Raw genomic sequence first — 16828 nt, 5'->3', positions numbered from 1 at the left:
GTAGTGTGGGGCTTCCCCATGTGAGAGTAGGTCACCGCCAGGCACCTAATAAAGCAAAAGCCCGATTCGAAAGAGTCGGGCTTTTTTGCGTTTAAGGGCTCGACTGCTTCGCCCTCAAGTGTCTTAAAGTTCAACTTTTTCTTTGTATGTTATAAATATCCCTTGTAAATATAAGTGATTGGATGTGCTATTTATGGCAAAAACAACATTAGGGAAAAAGTAACTCACTATTTCTATTGCATAATTATCTTGTTACTGGCAAGTTACAGCGAAACTTTACTATGCATTCAAAAATAAATGCTCAGTCGCTTGTAGTAGGGCCTTCTAAGTGAGAATGATAAGAATATTACTTTTAATAATTGCAGTACCCGCCAGTTTTTCTACCAGCGCGGCGCTCATACCTTCCGTTTTCTCTCAGTTTAGTGGTGTGCTAGATGATCGAGACGATGGTTTGGAGTGGCTTTCTTTAACTTATACGGAAGGGCAGTCTTATCATTCCGTAGTTGAACAAACTGCCGCAGGCCAATTGTTTGAGGGGTGGCGCGTTGCATCAACTACAGAGTTCAACGATATGTTGATGGGCCTTGATTATCGTATATCAGCACCTGAACAACGGTTTGCACTTCTGACAAGTTCTAGTTTCGGTCGGGTAAGCCCAGAACTGCTAGTCAACTTATTCGGTGATACTTGGGAGTATTTCATTCGTAGAGACAGCCGCTATGACCTTCTGTTGGAACAAGTTAACACAATGTATAGTTTGGGTTTTCTTTCCGATAGTAGCGATGATGGACAGCAGTATTTTGCACGAATTCAGAATGGGACGTATTCTTTCACCGATGCATCTAGTGGCTCTCGATATAGTAATAGCGGGCAAAGTACGTATATCAGTAACGCAGAAATAGCTAATCCATTTTATGGAAAAGACTCGGTTGGTACTTTTTTGGTTCGCGACAAACAGTTAATCCAGCCAATGCGCCTTGCAACGAAAGAATCAATACCTGAGCCTACGACCATCTTTATGTTTATTTTAGGTTTTGGCGTTCTTTATATAATACGGCAGAAAAGATCTACTGATTCCTACCGCGAGATGGGTTAGACATGAGTGGTGGGATTAAAAGTGACTCGGCTTTTAGCTTAATAGCTAATACTTCACTTGCGTTGTCGAATTGGGCACTTTTAATCATATTGAGTAAGACGTTTAGTGCTGAGCAATTAGGTCAAGTCGTTTTAAGCCTTTCTATTTGTGCGCCTATTTTTTTATTAATTAGTTTGAATCTTCGTACTCTGCTGGTCGTCGACGTCACTTGGGACTATTCGTTGTCTACTTACTGGCAAGCTAGAATGCTAGTTGGTGGGGCGGCCGTAGTGATTGCATACTGTCTATTTCGCTTGGCCCCTTCTGCTATAGAGCCAATATATTTTCTGATTATTCTACTTTACAAATATATTGATTCTTTGTCTGAATTTATTCATGCCTACTATCGTCGTACATCATATTTTAAGCTGTCTGCAGTCATTGTTTCGCTAAAATCGATTTTCTCCATTTCTCTGTTGCTACTTGGTGGCTTCTCGTCTTTTGAGCTCAATTATGTCCTAACAATTTGGTTGCTGAATGCCATCACTTTTACCGGTTTAGAATACATCTTATTCAAAAAGCTGATAGCAAAGCATGATTCCGAATCGCTGCCGATAAATATCTTGGCGACAAAGTCAGTTAAAGCTATTTTTGGCCTTTTCGTTCGTTACCGTACGTTGGCGGTGTCAGCAGTTATATCTGCCTTGTTTTTTAACGTCCCAAATTACTTTTTAGCTAGCCACATAAGCATAGAATCTGCAGGTTACTTTGCGACGCTGAGTTACTTTATGGTTGCTGGCGCTATCGTCATTAATAGCATTTCTCAATCCTGCTCGCCAAGGTTAGCCAGATTTTTCGTTAATGATAAGCGAGCAGAGTTCACTCAATTAGTTCGGCTGATGTGTTTATCGGGCTTAGTTATTGGCGCCAGTGCGATTATCTTCAGTTGGTTGTTCGGATCTTGGCTTTTAAGATTCGTATATAACGAATCCATTGCAGACTATCACCTGGAGTTAGTGATTATTATGGCTGCAGCGGCGCTACGTTACTGTTACATCTTCATTGGCACTGCGATGAGTTCTATGAAGGAGTTTCGTCTCCAAACCCGTATATATACTGCCGGTATTATCACCTTGACTCTAAGCTGTTTTTTGTTGGTGCCGACGCTCAATTTGCTTGGCGCTAGTTTAGCGATGTTAATCGCGGTATCTGTAGAGATGATTTGCTATTTTGTGCTTATTAATCGCACGGTCATTAGTTGCTTTGAAAAGAGAGAAAAAAGTTGTCAGTAAAAGTGTTGCATGTCTTTGGGATTATGAATAGAGGGGGCGCTGAGCTACGGACGATTTCTGGTATAGAAGGCATGAAACGACGGGGCGTGGAGTTTGATTTCCTAGTGTTAAGTGGCTCCAAGGGAGTGTTAGATAGCTCTCTTATTGAGCAAGGATGTAAGATTCATTATTGCAAGTTAGGGGCTAAATTTCCCTTTCAGTTCATTCGAATTTTACGCCAAGGCCAATATGATATTGTTCATTCTCATGTTTCTCTAGTGTCGGGTATCATTCTAGCGTTAGCTAAAATCGTAGGTATTAACACAACAATTGCTCATTTTCGCAGTACTCACGATGTTCAGCACAAATCAACCTTCCGTAAGCTTAGAGATTTTGTGTTGAGGCGTTTACTGTTGCTCTCCGCGTCTAAAATTTTAGCCGTTTGTCAGGGCGCTATGGACGCATTTTGGCCACCAAGTTGGCGAGATAACACAAAGTTTTCGGTGATTTATAATGGCTTTGATATTGCGTTACCGGAATTCCAGAAGAATTTCTGGGCGAAATACATTTCTGGCTATTCTGGACAAGATGTAATTGTCAATGTAGCGCGTATGCATGAGCAAAAAAACCATAAGGGCTTAGCTCATATTTTTTCCAACTTCGCGCAAAAGAATGACGATGCCCAGCTAGTGTTAATCGGTAAAGAAGACCCTCATATTAAGTCGATGATGATAGACATATTTAAGCGCTACAAGTGCTTTGATAGGGTGACCTTTTTGGGCGAGAAAGCTGACGTTTACCCATTTGTTTATCATTCAAGCCTGATGTTGTTTCCATCGGCTTGGGAAGGTCTTCCCGGGGCAGTTATTGAAAGTGCTTGTTTGGGAACCCCTGTTGTTGGGTCTGAGATCCCTGGTATTGTCGAAATATCACGGCAATTGAACACTGTGGTTACTGTGCCATTAGACGCACCACTGGAATTTTGGTCTAGCAGGATTGAAGAACTTATCCAACAGCCGGTGGATAAGGAGAAATCTCGTAATGAATTTATGTCTAGCGATTTTCGCCTAGAAGCCAATATAGACCAATTGTATGGCGCGTATAGAAGTTAACGATCAAAGCCGACAGTTACTTGCAGGCCTTGTATTAGCGACAATTAGCGTTTTAGTTTTCGCCTCGTATTTTGATGTGTTTGAAACATCAAGAGCAGACCTTGAAGTGATAACTAATTTCAATTGGTTGGTCACCGCCTTTATCATTGCTAACACTGTCCCCAAAGGCGTTTGGTCTATTAGCTTTATTTTTTTTATTGCCTTTGGCGTTTTCCACGGTGGACTCATCTTAGCTAGTGGGATGGGTGGAATCACTGACGAAGACATTCTCTATCAAATCAGTTTCTGGTTCTCAAGTGAAGAAACTTACAATGCAATTCACCTGATAAATTTGTCTTTCTTAGCGTTAGGTATTGGTGTTGTTGTTTGTACTAAACCGCAACAATTAGCTGGCCCACTAAATACAACAGAGTATCAAAAGAAGCTTTTTGATATAGGCGGTTTAATGGTCTCTGCAGTGGTCGTCTTATTCTTTATGGTGGCAATTGCTACTGGAGCCATTGCCTCTTATGGCAGCTATTTGAGTGTGGTCGATAGTACGCCAATAGTGGGGTTGCTATTTACGTATATCTACTTATTTATAGGGCTGGGGATGGTATTGCTGACGGTTTGCTATGACAAATCTTTTGGCAACCGCTATTTCGTCGTGTTTGCAATTTGGGCCCTCGTTGCTTTTAAGCTTGGGTTGAGGGGCGAAGTAATGTTTCCTTCTGCTGTTGGCGCTTGTATGTTGGGTCGAAAATGTAAACCAATGAACGGCGCTTTGCTTGTTTTGGCAATCATTGTTTTTTTGATCAGCGCAGGTATCGTTAAGAACTTGAGGGTTTCTGGCGATTACAGCGGCTCTCAGGAAATGTCGATGAATCCATTAAATGCTGTAGCTGAAATGGGATCTAGTTTGCGTGCAGTTGATGAAGTTATTCGATGGCGTCGCAGTGGCGATGAGCTTTTAATGGGGGCAAGTTATTGGGCGCCTATTGAAAGGCAACTAGCATTGCTCATTCCTCAGATGGAGCGACTACCTGCGGCAGAAGATCATCGACTATTGAATGTGAAAGTGATTGAAAGGACTGGGCCAATTGGTTTTTCTCCTGTCGCTGAAGCATACATAAATTTCGGTGAATCGGGGGTGTTCATTCTTTTCGTATTATTCGGAGCGGTACTCGCTATGTTGGACAATCTGCGTTCGACTCTAGTTGGAGATGTCTTGCTTGGTGTGAGCTTATTGCCTCTGTTTGTCATGATTAGAAATAGCTTTGCTCATGTGCCGGTCCAAATAATTCTTGGAGTTGTTGTAACTGGCGCACTAATGATAATGTTTCGAAAAAACTCTAAAGGCGCGCTATGAAACTCGCTGTAACGTGTGAGTTCAGGTTTTATCGAACTCCAGATGGCCAAGTTTGGACTGACAGTGTCTTTTTATATGAGTTCTGGCTTCGCTATTTAAAGGTGTTTGATCACGTTACTGTCGTCGCTAGAATTCTTGACGTTGAACAGACCGATCCATCTTGGCGTCTATCAAGTGGCAATAAAGTTGAGTTCGTTGCATTACCCTATTACGTCGGTTTCGTCGGCCTGCTAAAAAATATGTTCGCTATCCGGCGAGTTATTCATCATCAATTACGTCAGTCTGATGGGGCAATATTTCGAGTCCCTTCTCAATCCGCCAGTATCGCCTGTTTTCTTGCTAAACCAGTGAAACCATATGCTGTCGAAGTCGTTGGCGATCCACTCGATGTATTCAATTCAGGGATCACTGGCACTTTGTTTGACAAAGTGCTGGGCGTGGCAACTTATTTAAGTTTGCAGCGTATCTGTAAGAAGGCAGCGGCAGCTTGCTATGTGACTCAAGAATACCTGCAGCGTCGCTATAACACGGCAAGTGGCAACATTTCGGTAGGTTGCTCTGATATTGAGTTACCAAAGGAATCCATACGAGCGCTACCACGTAATTATTCAGCCAATGCGTCAAAGCTTGTATTTGTTGGTTCCTTTGAGCAGCTCTACAAAGGGCCTGATGTATTGATTGAAGCCGTTAGGCTGCTCAAACAACAAGGCGTTGAGCTGAAAGTCGTCATGCTAGGGGCCGGCCGGTTCTTGGGCTCAATGCAACAACTCGCCGCGCAAAAACACTGTTCGAACAATTTTGAGTTTGTCGGTGCGATCAACCACGCCGATGTGATTCGTTATCTCGATGATGCTGAGGTGTTTGTGATGCCGTCGCGCACCGAAGGTTTGCCACGAGCGTTGATTGAAGCGATGGCTAGAGGGCTGCCTTGTGTGGCCTCAAACGTTGGTGGTATTCCTGAATTGTTGCCCGAGCAATTCTTGGTTGATAAAGACGATGCCAAGGGCTTAGCCGACACGCTGGCATCGTTGTGCCTATCGCCCCAAACTCTAACGCAAGCATCGGCAAACAATTTAGCAAAGAGCCGAGAATATGAGCTAGACGTTCTGGTTGAACGAAGAACCAATTTCTATTTGGACTATCAACAACGCGTATTGTCTGCATCGACATAGGAAGTTGCCGTGAAAGTTTTACATCTATTAAAAACTGCCGTTGGTGCCAGTTGGGCGCTAAGACAAACACGTGAATTGATTAAGCTTGGTGTCGAAGTTCACTTGGCATTACCCGACGGGCCAATGGTTGAAAAGTATCGTTCTCAGGGCGTTAAGGTTCATATTCTGCAAACGGCACTCAACATCAAAAAGCCGTGGGCAAATATAAAATTATTTCGGCAGTTCAGGCAGCTCGTTGCCGACGTTCAACCCGACATCATTCACTCTCACTTTGTGGCGACGACCTTGACCATGCGCTTGGCATTGGGCCGCAACCATCCGATTCCGCGTATTTTTCATGTGCCAGGGCCACTGCACCTAGAACATGGTTTGTTCCGTCGAGTTGATTTGTGGACGGCATCAAAAGCTGATTATTGGCTGGCATCTTGTGAGTGGACTCGGCAATGCTATTTGAAAAATGGCATTGATTCTGAACGGCTCGGGTTGGCTTATTATGGCGTCGATGTTGAGGCTCACCATGGCCAGAACAAAGGGAAGTTGCATCAGGAGTTTGATATTCCGGATGATGCGCCAGTCATTGGTAACATCGCTTACTTTTATCCGCCGAAGAAGTACCTCGGCCAAAAGCGCGGCTTAAAAGGTCATGAAGATTTAATTGATGCGGTAGATTTGGTTGCTCGACAACGGCCTGATTTGCACTGCATCTTTGTTGGTGGTCCATGGGGAGATTCGCAAGACTACTTTGACTCGGTCAAAGCCTATGCGGCGCAAAAGCACCACGGCCGCTTTATTTTCACTGGCACTCGTCATGATGTGCAGGATATCTACGCGGAGCTTGATGTCGCGATTCATCCTTCTCATTCGGAAAATGTTGGCGGCGCGGTTGAATCTTTATTGTCCGGTGTAGCAACAATCACCAGTAATGTGGGTGGTTTTCCCGACCTCATTAAACCAGACCAAACTGGCTGGTTAGTGCCCAAAGCTGATCCGAAAGCTTTGGCTGATGCTATTGCCGATGCTTTGGCGAACCCAGAAAAACGTCAGCAGTTCGCTGCCCAAGGCTATGAATTGGCCGCTTACTTGTTGAATGTGAAAAACAACGCAGGAGATATTGCGCGTTACTATCAGGCGTTGTTATCCGAGCACGCATTATCACCAAGAACCAATCAGGAGAGTCACTGTGAAACGTCTGCTTGATCTGTTTGCAGCGATTGTCGCTCTGTTGCTGTTGTGGCCGGTGTTGCTGATCGTTGCGTTGCTAGTTGCGGTCAAGTTGGGACGACCGGTGTTGTTCAGCCAAGTTCGGCCCGGTAAACACGGGCGCCCATTCAAAATGTATAAATTCCGAACCATGACCGATGCTCGCGACGACAGCGGCGAGTTGTTGCCCGATAGTGAACGACTGACCAGTTTTGGCCGTTTCTTGCGCTCGACTAGCCTTGATGAGTTGCCCGAGTTGTGGAATGTGCTGGTTGGCAATATGAGTCTAGTAGGGCCCAGACCGTTGTTGATGGAGTATCTACCGTTATACAGCGAACACCAGCGCCGCCGCCATGAAATGCCTCCAGGCATTACAGGCTGGGCACAAGTCAATGGCCGCAATGCCATTTCATGGCAACAAAAATTTGATTATGACGTCTGGTATGTCGACCACCAATCGATATGGCTCGACCTTAAAATTATCTGGCTGACGGTGCTTAAGGTCATCAAGCGCGATGGTATTAGTGGTGAAGGTGAGGCAACCATGAGTAAGTTTGAGGGCAACGCATGACGCGTCTAGTGATCCTTGGGGCGGGTGGCCATGGTAAGGTCGTCGCCGATGTTGCTCAGTTATCACAAGATTACGACAAATTATTGTTTTTGGATGATGCTTTCGAACGCATCGGTGAATGCGCAGGTCTTCCCGTGGCTGGGCCGCTGAGCGATTTTAGTCGCTATATCAACGAGCACACTCACTTTTTTGTCGCGATGGGGAGTTGTGCCGGACGGCAAAGTTGGTTGCAGCAATTGTTGGCCGCAAAAGCACAGCTTGCTACCTTGATTCATCCAACTGCGATTATCGCTCACAGTGTTGTCATCGAGTCAGGGGTTTTGATTTGTGCTGGCGCCATTATTAACCCCGATAGCAAGATTGGACTTGGGGTCATTATCAACACTGGCGCAACCATTGATCATGACTGCGTTATCGGAGCATATAGCCATGTTTGTCCGGGCGTGTCTATTGCTGGAATGGTTCATGTCGGTGAGCTCTGTTGGTTGGGCATTGGTGCAAACGTGATTCAACTTATCACCATTGCAGACCACTGCACCCTTGGCGCAGGTGCGACCTTGATTCATTCTACTCAGGCTGGCCAAACCCTTGTTGGCGTGCCTGCTCGCCCTATTTCTAAAAAGGAATAACTCGATGTTGAACACCAAAATTTCGCCATGGCCGAGCTTTACTCAACAAGAGGCTGATGCAGTGCAGCGCGTCTTGTTGTCCAACAAGGTAAATTATTGGACTGGGCAGGAAGGGCGTGAATTTGAAAAAGAATTTGCCGCATTTGCTGATTGCCAATACGCGGTGGCGGTTGCCAACGGCACTGTCGCCTTGGATTTGGCTTTGCATGCCTTGGGCGTTGGTCAAGGCGATGAAGTGATCGTCACCTCACGAACTTTTTTGGCGTCGGTTAGTGCCATTGTCAATGCCAGCGCAACCCCAGTCTTTGCTGATGTCGATGCCGATAGTCAGAACATCAGTGCGGCCACCATCGCACCACACATTACTAGCCACACTAAGGCGATTATTTGCGTTCATTTAGCGGGCTGGCCATGTGAAATGGATGACATTATGTCGTTGGCTGCTCAACACAACATCAGGGTGATTGAGGACTGTGCTCAGGCCCATGGTGCGCGTTACAAAGGTCGTTCGGTTGGCAGTATTGGTGATATTGCTGCTTGGTCATTTTGTCAGGACAAGATCATGACCACAGGCGGCGAGGGCGGCATGGTAACCACCAACGACGAAACGCTGTGGCAGCGGGCTTGGTCGTTCAAGGACCATGGTAAGAGTTACGACAAAATCTACCACACTGAGCATCCGCCGGGTTTTCGTTGGCTCCACGATTCATTTGGTACCAACTGGCGATTGACCGAAATGCAATCGGCGATCGGTCGTATCCAACTGCAACGCATGCCAGAGTGGAAAGCGAAGCGTCAGCAATTGGCCAAGATCCTAGATGAGGCTCTGGCTGTATACCCTTGGATTCGGATCCCAGAAATTCCCGCTCACATTGACCATGCGCGTTACAAACACTACGTCTTTGTTCGTCCAGAGTTGTTACCAAATGGTTATAATCGTGAAACCTTTATGGCTGCCCTAAATGAGTGCGGTTTACCTGCAATGTCTGGTTCTTGCTCTGAGGTTTATCTAGAAAAAGCGTTTGAAGGGAATGGTTTGCGACCCAAGGAGCGTTTGCCGGTTGCAAAAGAGCTTGGCGACACAAGCCTTATGTTTATGGTCCATCCGACTATTGATGTTGCTGAAATGTATAAAATTGTCGATGCAATTCACGTTGCGGCGAAGAAATTGAGTGATTAGTCAGTTTTTTGACTGGTTGGTTGTTGTACAAGTCTAGTCAGGGTGGTAAGTTCGACTCCATAATTAATAATAAGTGGTTGTGCGCTATGATGAATACCGATCTTTTGGATCGTTTGCCTCGTCGTGCCAAGCAGTTGCTGGTCGTCGGTTACGATGCATTTGCCATGTCCCTGGCGTTTGTCGCTGCCTTCTGGCTCCGATTAGGTTGGAGCTCATCTGAGCTTCACCTCGATCACTTGCTGGTTCTGACGACCTCAATTGGCTTGGGCATAGCGCTGGCATCAATTACCGGTGTTTACCGAACGGTGACTCGCTTCATGACTGGGAGCGAGTGGATCTTATCCATTTCATGCGTCATCCTTGCTGCCACTTACATGTACATTTCTGGCTTGCTTGCCGAGATCTTCATTCCCCGCTCCATTCCAATTTTATTTGGTGCCTTGTCGGTGTTGCTGATGAGCGTGCCACGGGTGCTGCTCAGTATGAGCTTCGCGCAGCACCGAACCATGAATAAAGAAAAGGTTGTGATCTTTGGTGTCGGCTCTGCCGGTCGTCAATTGGTGACCGCACTTAACGCCGGTATCGACTATCATCCGGTTGCTTTTGTTGATGAAAAACAACGCTTTGTTGGCACGACAGTGCTTGGCCTAGCCGTTTACAGCCTGGACCAATTGGATAAACTGAAAAAGCGCCACGGCCGCATTAAAGTGCTGCTGGCATTACCCGATACCACTGCCGATCGTCGCCGAGAGCTCATCCATAAAATCGAACCGCACGCGTTGGAAGTTCTGCAAGTCCCGAAAATGTCCGACATCGTCAGTGGCAAGCAACGTATTGATGAATTGCGTCCGGTGCGGGTTGAAGAAGTCTTGGGCCGAGAGCCGGTGCAACCGATCCCTGAGTTATTCGAGCGCAACATCCGCAATAAAGTGGTGATGGTCACTGGCGCAGGCGGCTCCATTGGCTCTGAACTGTGTCGTCAGGTGCTTGCCCAACAACCTCGAGTGTTAGTGTTTTTCGAACTGTGCGAGTTCAACCTTTATCAAATCGACAATGAATTAACCAAGCGAGCCAAAGAGCAGGGCACCATGTTGGTGTCGGTCTTGGGTTCGGTGATGGATGGTAAGCTGATGCGCAACACCATGCGTCAGTATCGCGTCGATACCGTCTATCATGCTGCTGCATACAAGCATGTGCCGATCGTCGAAGCCAACTCCATGTCTGGTGTCCGTAACAATATCTTTGGCACCAAAGAAGCGGCAGAAGCGGCGATTGATTGCAATGTCGAGACATTTGTATTGGTGTCAACCGACAAAGCGGTACGACCAACCAATGTGATGGGGGCAACCAAGCGCTTTGCAGAGCTGGTGCTTCAGGCGTTGGCGCAAGAGCCCCATAACACACGTTTTGTTATGGTTCGATTCGGTAACGTGTTAGATAGCAGTGGTTCAGTGATGCCGCTGTTCAAAAAGCAGATTGCTCAAGGTGGTCCAATTACCGTTACTCACCCTGAGATCATTCGCTACTTTATGACCATCCCAGAAGCGGCCCAACTGGTGATTCAAGCCGGAGCCATGGGAACCGGCGGCAATGTTTACGTGCTTGATATGGGCGCGCCGGTCCGGATTGTCGAGCTCGCGTACAAAATGGTCCATCTGATGGGGCGTTCAGTCAAAGATGAGCGCAATCCTCATGGCGATATAGAAATTCGCTTTACTGGTTTGCGACCCGGCGAAAAGCTCTATGAAGAGCTGCTGATTGGCGAAGACACCATTGATACCCAGCATCCTCGAATTATGTCGGCCAGTGAAGTGTCATTGCCGCTGTCTGAGACTATTCCGTTGCTGGACAAGTTAGAAGTGGCACTTGAGCGTCACGATGCGCATCAAATCAAACGCATTTTGCTCGAAGCGCCATTGGCTTACGATCCGAGCGAGCCGGTGATGACCTTGATCTCCGGCGGCGATCAAAAGCTCGCAGCGGTTGCAAATTAAGCAATTAAATCGCTTTTTTAGAAAAGCGCTTTACCTTTCGGTGAGCTTAGGTATAATCCCGCTCGCTTATCTAGGGGCGTAGTTCCAATTGGTAGAACAGCGGTCTCCAAAACCGATGGTTGGGGGTTCGAGTCCCTCCGCCCCTGCCAATTTTCAAAACCCAGCTTCGGCTGGGTTTTGTCATTCTAGCGGCTGATAAATCAACGCCTCATTGTTTTGCACTAATTTGGTTCATTTGTTGGTGCTTGCTACTTCCTTGCTCCCAAATTTAATGCGCGATATCGGTGCGTTGAAAATTATTTTTACATTAAATCAATAGATTATCTAAGTGGCCTGCTCTTTGCTTTTGTCTTTGTAAGGACAAACACAAGGTCTATTTCAGCACTTGTGTCGATAATGCAAAGGCGCATTTGAGTAACTATTAATGAAGCAAATTGAAAACACGGCGATCAAGGTCATGTTGGTTGATGACCAAGTTGAGCGGGCCGCTTTGGTGGAGACCGCTTTAAGAGACCACGGTTTTGATGTTGTCGCTAACTTACCCAACGCTTCAGGACTACTGCATCAGATTGGCTTGTCGATGCCAGACATCGTCATCATGGAATTGGATTCCCCCGATCGCGATATTTTAGAAAGTCTGTCGTTTGTAAATAATCACCACCCCATTCCTGTGGTGATGTTTTCGCAGCAAGATAATCCTGACTTTATGCAGCAAGCCGTCGGAGCAGGAGTTAGCGCCTACATGACGCAAACCATTGAGCCATCGCTGGTAAAAATGGCAATTGATTTGGCTGTAGTGCAGTTTCAGCAACACCAGAGTTTAAAGCAAGCGCTGGCCGACAGCCAAGCTGAGCTTGAGGCACGTAAACGGATTGAACGGGCAAAAGGATTGCTGATGGCAACCCAAAAGCTCACCGAGCAGCAGGCCCATAAGCATTTGCGGGATTTGGCTATGCGTCAGCGTTGGCGCCTAGAGCAAGCGGCAGATAATCTGATTGAAGCTTTGTTGCCCGAAGCGGGTGGGCAAACGGTAGGTAAGGAAGTTGAACATGGGATCGGTCAATGAGTAACAACGAAACGATAAAAATAGGATTTGTCAGGCTGACCGATAGTGCGCCTTTGATTATTGCTGAACAACTTGGGTTTTATCAGCAGCACGGCTTAAACGTGCAATTGCAGCGTGAGCGTTCATGGGCTGCGATTCGCGATAAATTGCATGCCAATATCATCCAAGGGGCGCAGTTATTAGCGCCTCTGTCGCTGGCAATCCACGGCGGCTTGATGGGGCCGGCGATGCCCATGGACATGAGTTTGAGTCTTGGTTGCAATGGTAATGCAATTTCCATGTCTTCGCGCTGCTGCGCGCAGATACGCGCTGTTGGCGGCGAGCTTGGCGGCAATCCCATGGTTAATGCCCAGAGCTTTGGCGAATGGGTACGACAACGTGAGCAGAAAATTACCCTAGCCACGGTACACCCCTATTCAGTCCACACCTTTCAACTGCACGCATGGCTGCGCTATGCCGGTTTGAATCCAAAAGAAGACGTGCAAATTGTCACCTTGCCACCAGAGCAAATGGTCGACAGCTTAGTCAATGGCCATATCGACGGTTTTTGTGTCGGCTCTCCGTGGAGCTCTGTTGCTGTGCAGCGAGGCGTCGCTGAGATTATGGCGGCGGGCTGCCAATTGTGGAGTCAGACCCCAGAAAAAGTGCTGGCGATGCCACAAGCTTGGGTGATTCAACATCAAGAGCAATATGAAAAATTGTTGGCGGCAATTTTGGCGGCGTGTGCTTGGCTCGGAGAGCCTGACAATCATCAGCAGGCTATTCGCATTTTAGCGCGGCCTGAATACCTTGATTTGCCCGAAGCGGCGTTGAATCCTGCTATTTCCGGTCAACTGGTGTTAAACCGGCTTGGCGAGCAAATTTATGTGCCTAACTATCATCAATTTTACGGCCGGTTAGCCAATCAACTATCAGAAATTCAGCAGCAATGGCTGTTAACTCACATGAGTAGCTGCGTCGCTGAGCATGACCTAACCTTGGCAAAAATTCAGGGCTGTTTTGACGCTGCGATCATGGCGCGAGCAGAGCAGTTAGCTGGTGTGGCACTGCCAGAAATTGCTGGCCATAAAATGCCTGCTTTGGTTACTCTGGCCTAAGCCAGCGGAGAGCAACAACATGAAACAATCAAATAAAGGGCACGTAAGCTTAGTCGGCGCCGGCCCCGGTGATCCAGAGCTAATCACCCTCAAAGCGCTACGAGCCATAGAGAGTGCTGATGTCATTGTATATGACCGCTTGTCTTCGCCTGAGCTGCTGCAACATGCGCCAGCCCATTGTCAGCAAATCTACGTGGGTAAGGCCAAAGGCTGCATTCAAATGTCGCAGCAAGAGATTGATCAATTGCTGGTGACGCTGGCTCAGCAACCGCGCCATGTGGTGCGCTTGAAAGGTGGCGATCCGTTTGTCTTTGGCCGTGGTGGCGAAGAAATGCTGGCATTGCGAGAGGCCGGTATTGCGTATCAGGTGATCCCAGGGATCACCGCAGCAAGTGGTTGTGCTGCCGCTACCGGCATCCCACTAACTCATCGTCAGGTGGCCCGCGCGGTGACATTCCTGACTGCCCACGGTAGCGACGGCAAATTGCCAAATGGTTGGAGCGCCTTGGTCCATCCAGAACACACGCTGGTGATTTATATGGGCTTGAGTAAGTTACCAGAAATTACCACCACGCTGGCCACTCAAGGTCGTGCCGCGACAACGCCGATTGCCGTGATCAGTAAAGGCAGTACCGTTGAACAACAACAAGTGATTGGTGATCTGAGCAATATTGTTGAGCGGGTGGCCGAGGCGCAATTGCCATCGCCGGCGTTGATCATGATTGGTGATTCGGTGTTACTAGCCGATGAGTTAGCCTCTGAGTTCAGCGACACGCTGGGCGATGGGCTCGATAGCGTGGTTGCTTAAATTGTGACAAAAACAGCAGGTGATTCTGCTGTTGTGAATGAGTAAACTAGCCGCTGGATATTGAAGGTATCTTTATGAATCAAGCACAGTGGCAAGTTTTACAGGCAATCGGAGTTGACTGCTGGCAGCGCAAAGCGCCAGGAGAACAAGGAGCCGCCGCGGGGATCTATCCTGAGCCAAGCGGTGCTGCTGAATACGCTATTATCGCCAGCGCTGCTGATGTGACGCAACATCGGCAGTTATTGTCATCAATTATTACCGCAGTAGGTTGGTTACCACACGACTACTTGCTAATTGACGATGCCACTCAATTGACCCCTGCACAGCGCCAAACCATCGTCGGCGTGTGGTGGCTGGCGATACCGCCAGCAGCGCAACTATTCCCTGAGCAATGTCAGCACACCTCATCTGTGGGGCTTAATGACCTGGCGACCAATCGCGCCGAGAAAGGCGCTTTATGGCAGCAATTAAAGCGTTGGCGGAAAACGCCTTGAGCGCCGCGCTAAGGCCGATGAATTCGGGCGATGTCGCAGCTGTTGCCGCCATCGAACAGCAAGTCCAATTTACCCCTTGGTCGGCGACCTTGTTTGCCGATACCTTGCGTGTTCCTCGCTATTTCGGTTACGTCTTGATGCAAGCACAGCAGCTTCTCGGTTTTTACATTGTCGAGGTAATTGCGGATGAGGCAACTCTACACAATATTGCCGTGTCGCCAGAGCATCAGAGCAAAGGTTTTGGTCGCCAGTTAATCGAACATGCCATTGGCCAATGCCTGCAAACCGGCGTCACGCGCCTGATGCTCGAAGTGCGAGAAAGTAACACCAGTGCCATCGGTCTTTATGAATCGCTCGGATTTGAGCTCGATGGCGTTCGCCGAGATTACTACAGTGCGCCCTGGGGCCGAGAGAATGGCTTGCTGATGAGTCGCCCGCTTAGCTAAAGTCAAATACCTACACTGATCAGCCTTAATCAATTTGTCATTTTGAATCGTTAATCTGCCCCGAGTCATTCTGCTGGCAAGGATTCACAGTGTTCAAGCGATTCAGCCAGATGGTTGTTTGCTTTGGCATCACGCTAATAACACAAGGTTGTTCGAGCATTGCCAAAGGTGTTACCGAAGCCGTTCTGCAACAAGACCAACAAACCTATCAACGTCAATGCCGAGTCTACGGTGCGCCGTTTGCCGGTTTAAATCAAAATTGGTCGAATCAACACCCTTATCAGGATCGCGAGCTACGGCTGTTGGTGATCCATGGTGCTGGCGATTACCCTAGCGGTTACTCCGATGCCATGAGCTTTTCGTTAGCGCAGCGCATGGGCCTCTCGCGGGTGGATGCCCGCCCACGTAAATTGGAGCTCAATGAACTCAACACGGGCGAAGCGCCAAGCGGTTCAACTGCCAGTTTGGGCCAGTTGAATGTGTCGCGGTTTCGCAATGCTCAGGACAACCGCCAGCTGTTGGTGTTTGAACTGAGCTGGACTGATATTGCTGCAGCAGAGAAAACTCGGCTGGCTTTTGATGAGTCCACCGCGATGACCAGTCAGCGAGTGTCGGTGAATCGGCAGCTCAAAGAAATGGTCAACATGCATGCCTCTGACCCAATGATTTACATGGGGCCAACGGGGCATCAGATCCGCCAATCGGTGGAAACGGCTACCTGTCTAATGACGCAGGCGAGCTGGCAGCAACTCAACTCCGAAAGTAGTTTTGATTGCCAGAATCACCAGCAGCAACCCTTTGCCCATGACGTTAATTACGCGGTGATCACTCACAGTATGGGCAGTCGGATCATCATTGATGTGATTCAGGATGCTGCAGAGCGAGGCGAGCAGGGCCAAGGCTTCAATCCTGCTTTCAAAGACAAGGTGCTGAACATCTACATGTTGTCGAATCAGTTACAGTTGTTTCAATTGGGCCGCCCCAGTCCGCAATTACGAGAGCCGGATTCAGCATATTGTTCACCTTCAGGCGCTCATTCCGAGCAACGACTGGTTAAGCAAACACGCCTAGTGTCGATTACCGATCCCAACGATCTATTTAGCTATACGGTGCCGCAATCATTTGTTGATGAGTTTGTCGATCCGCGCTTGTGCCCGACTTTAGTGAATGTGGTGACCGAAGTTGCAGCGCCGATTAACCTGTTTGGGTTAGCTCGTATTGCCGAGCCGATGGCGGCGCACAAAAGCTATTTTACCGATGATAAGGTGCTGGACGTCATTGTCTTTGGCTTGAACGGCGCAATGAGTTCTGATGATGGCCATGAGGCGTGTGAGTGGCACGACGTCGTCGATTAATGCAGGCCAA

The 16828-nt window shown here is 47.8% G+C and carries 16 protein-coding genes and 1 tRNA gene; all 17 read left to right on the top strand.

From position 1 onward, the window contains the following. Positions 1-334: 334 nt before the first annotated feature. The 17 genes from IC617_RS13835 (at position 335) to IC617_RS13755 (ending at position 16818) form a co-directional block, all read left to right on the top strand. Positions 335-1096: a PEP-CTERM sorting domain-containing protein gene (locus IC617_RS13835; RefSeq protein ID WP_191145577.1), complete on the top strand. Its 762-nt coding sequence runs from the start codon at positions 335-337 to the stop codon at positions 1094-1096. 2 nt (positions 1097-1098) lie between these two features. After that, positions 1099-2367, top strand: coding sequence for a lipopolysaccharide biosynthesis protein (locus tag IC617_RS13830; RefSeq protein WP_191145576.1), 1269 nt, complete (start codon positions 1099-1101; stop codon positions 2365-2367). Further along, complete coding sequence (locus IC617_RS13825) at positions 2358-3458, top strand: glycosyltransferase (RefSeq protein ID WP_191145575.1); 1101 nt, start codon at positions 2358-2360, stop codon at positions 3456-3458. The genes IC617_RS13830 and IC617_RS13825 overlap by 10 nt, the downstream gene beginning before the upstream one ends. Next, positions 3439-4806, top strand: coding sequence for an O-antigen polysaccharide polymerase Wzy (gene wzy, locus IC617_RS13820; protein ID WP_191145574.1), 1368 nt, complete (start codon positions 3439-3441; stop codon positions 4804-4806). The genes IC617_RS13825 and wzy overlap by 20 nt, the downstream gene beginning before the upstream one ends. Beyond that, positions 4803-5978: a glycosyltransferase family 4 protein gene (locus IC617_RS13815; protein ID WP_191145573.1), complete on the top strand. Its 1176-nt coding sequence runs from the start codon at positions 4803-4805 to the stop codon at positions 5976-5978. The genes wzy and IC617_RS13815 overlap by 4 nt, the downstream gene beginning before the upstream one ends. A 9-nt stretch (positions 5979-5987) precedes the next feature. Next, positions 5988-7175: a glycosyltransferase gene (locus tag IC617_RS19110; RefSeq protein ID WP_191145572.1), complete on the top strand. Its 1188-nt coding sequence runs from the start codon at positions 5988-5990 to the stop codon at positions 7173-7175. After that, positions 7159-7749, top strand: a complete 591-nt coding sequence (locus IC617_RS13805) for a sugar transferase (RefSeq protein ID WP_369410406.1) — start codon at positions 7159-7161, stop codon at positions 7747-7749. Before IC617_RS19110 ends, IC617_RS13805 begins: the two co-directional genes overlap by 17 nt. Further along, positions 7746-8378, top strand: coding sequence for an acetyltransferase (locus IC617_RS13800; protein WP_191145571.1), 633 nt, complete (start codon positions 7746-7748; stop codon positions 8376-8378). The genes IC617_RS13805 and IC617_RS13800 overlap by 4 nt, the downstream gene beginning before the upstream one ends. A 4-nt stretch (positions 8379-8382) precedes the next feature. Further along, the gene (locus IC617_RS13795) at positions 8383-9558 is read left to right on the top strand and encodes a DegT/DnrJ/EryC1/StrS family aminotransferase (protein ID WP_191145570.1); all 1176 of its coding nucleotides are present in this window, start codon (positions 8383-8385) and stop codon (positions 9556-9558) included. An 86-nt stretch (positions 9559-9644) separates the two neighbouring features. Further along, positions 9645-11552, top strand: a complete 1908-nt coding sequence (locus tag IC617_RS13790; protein ID WP_224746010.1) for a nucleoside-diphosphate sugar epimerase/dehydratase — start codon at positions 9645-9647, stop codon at positions 11550-11552. Positions 11553-11624: 72 nt separating this feature from the next. Continuing rightward, positions 11625-11701: transfer RNA gene (locus IC617_RS13785), tRNA-Trp, on the top strand. Positions 11702-11976: 275 nt separating this feature from the next. Further along, a complete protein-coding gene (locus IC617_RS13780; protein WP_191145569.1) occupies positions 11977-12618 on the top strand; it encodes an ANTAR domain-containing response regulator in 642 nt (213 codons plus the stop codon). Continuing rightward, positions 12615-13715: an ABC transporter substrate-binding protein gene (locus IC617_RS13775; protein WP_191145568.1), complete on the top strand. Its 1101-nt coding sequence runs from the start codon at positions 12615-12617 to the stop codon at positions 13713-13715. Before IC617_RS13780 ends, IC617_RS13775 begins: the two co-directional genes overlap by 4 nt. Positions 13716-13734: 19 nt before the next feature. Beyond that, positions 13735-14523 carry a uroporphyrinogen-III C-methyltransferase gene (gene cobA, locus IC617_RS13770; RefSeq protein ID WP_191145567.1) on the top strand — a complete coding sequence of 263 codons (789 nt, stop codon included), beginning with the start codon at positions 13735-13737 and terminating at the stop codon, positions 14521-14523. Positions 14524-14597: 74 nt separating this feature from the next. Beyond that, complete coding sequence (locus IC617_RS13765; protein ID WP_191145566.1) at positions 14598-15017, top strand: DNA polymerase III subunit psi; 420 nt, start codon at positions 14598-14600, stop codon at positions 15015-15017. Further along, the gene (gene rimI / locus IC617_RS13760) at positions 14981-15463 is read left to right on the top strand and encodes a ribosomal protein S18-alanine N-acetyltransferase (protein ID WP_191145565.1); all 483 of its coding nucleotides are present in this window, start codon (positions 14981-14983) and stop codon (positions 15461-15463) included. The genes IC617_RS13765 and rimI overlap by 37 nt, the downstream gene beginning before the upstream one ends. Before the next feature lie 89 nt (positions 15464-15552). Next, complete coding sequence (locus IC617_RS13755) at positions 15553-16818, top strand: hypothetical protein (protein ID WP_191145564.1); 1266 nt, start codon at positions 15553-15555, stop codon at positions 16816-16818. The last annotated feature ends 10 nt before the right edge of the window (positions 16819-16828 follow it).

Source organism: Neiella litorisoli (genome assembly GCF_014773395.1).
Taxonomy (GTDB): Bacteria; Pseudomonadota; Gammaproteobacteria; order Enterobacterales; family Neiellaceae; genus Neiella; species Neiella litorisoli.
Note: the sequence above shows the minus strand (reverse complement) of the source record. Positions and strands in the feature narration are given on the sequence as shown.

Excerpts from the sequence above, each read along its gene's own strand:
- wzy (WP_191145574.1), top strand. The coding sequence starts at position 3,439 with ATGGCGCGTATAGAAGTTAACGATCAAAGCCGACAGTTACTTGCAGGC.
- IC617_RS13835 (WP_191145577.1), top strand. The coding sequence starts at position 335 with ATGATAAGAATATTACTTTTAATAATTGCAGTACCCGCCAGTTTTTCT.
- IC617_RS13815 (WP_191145573.1), top strand. The coding sequence starts at position 4,803 with ATGAAACTCGCTGTAACGTGTGAGTTCAGGTTTTATCGAACTCCAGAT.
- IC617_RS13780 (WP_191145569.1), top strand. The coding sequence starts at position 11,977 with ATGAAGCAAATTGAAAACACGGCGATCAAGGTCATGTTGGTTGATGAC.
- IC617_RS13830 (WP_191145576.1), top strand. The coding sequence starts at position 1,099 with ATGAGTGGTGGGATTAAAAGTGACTCGGCTTTTAGCTTAATAGCTAAT.
- IC617_RS13800 (WP_191145571.1), top strand. The coding sequence starts at position 7,746 with ATGACGCGTCTAGTGATCCTTGGGGCGGGTGGCCATGGTAAGGTCGTC.
- IC617_RS13765 (WP_191145566.1), top strand. The coding sequence starts at position 14,598 with ATGAATCAAGCACAGTGGCAAGTTTTACAGGCAATCGGAGTTGACTGC.
- IC617_RS13790 (WP_224746010.1), top strand. The coding sequence starts at position 9,645 with ATGATGAATACCGATCTTTTGGATCGTTTGCCTCGTCGTGCCAAGCAG.
- rimI (WP_191145565.1), top strand. The coding sequence starts at position 14,981 with ATGGCAGCAATTAAAGCGTTGGCGGAAAACGCCTTGAGCGCCGCGCTA.
- IC617_RS13795 (WP_191145570.1), top strand. The coding sequence starts at position 8,383 with ATGTTGAACACCAAAATTTCGCCATGGCCGAGCTTTACTCAACAAGAG.
- cobA (WP_191145567.1), top strand. The coding sequence starts at position 13,735 with ATGAAACAATCAAATAAAGGGCACGTAAGCTTAGTCGGCGCCGGCCCC.
- IC617_RS13775 (WP_191145568.1), top strand. The coding sequence starts at position 12,615 with ATGAGTAACAACGAAACGATAAAAATAGGATTTGTCAGGCTGACCGAT.